The organism is Bradyrhizobium sp. BRP19, assembly GCF_020194195.1.
GTDB classification, from domain to species: Bacteria; Pseudomonadota; Alphaproteobacteria; order Rhizobiales; family Xanthobacteraceae; genus Bradyrhizobium; species Bradyrhizobium yuanmingense.
Window position 1 is genome coordinate 1 of the sequence record NZ_JADYVZ010000177.1, and the last position, 419, is coordinate 419.

Genomic DNA, 419 nt, shown 5'->3' on the forward strand with positions numbered 1-419 from the left:
CCGAAGACTGCGGCCGCGGTGATGTCCTTGGCCAGATGAGTGCATTCAAGCCAGATCAGATTGAGCATCAAGGGCGGCAGTTCGCGCGCCTGCTGCATATTCCTGCAGCGCGCCTCCGCGCCTTCCATGCCCCACCACTGCTGGGCGACCGTCACGACCTTGCGGAAGCTGCGCAAGGTGCCTGACGCCTTGGCGCGATCGACCCTGGCGAGCAGCGCGCAATGGTTCAGCCAGTTCAGCCCGGCGATGATGGCGATTGCGACGTCGTCGACCGCGCGTCCCGTGAAGTCGATAACCGTGTCCTCGTGCGGTTGCTGGCGCAGGAAGCCATCGATCATCTCGGCCTGCCGCGAAGGCTCCGTCAGCAGAGCGGAGTCGCGCCCCGGGATCATGGTCAGATAGCGCATGCCTTCCAGGCG

The 419-nt window shown here is 65.2% G+C and carries 1 pseudogene; it reads right to left on the reverse strand.

Features of this window, described 5'->3' with window-relative positions:
* Nucleotides 1-407 (reverse strand): annotated as a pseudogene (locus tag I6F36_RS39070) (hypothetical protein); the annotation flags it as partial.
* Nucleotides 408-419: the final 12 nt, after the last annotated feature.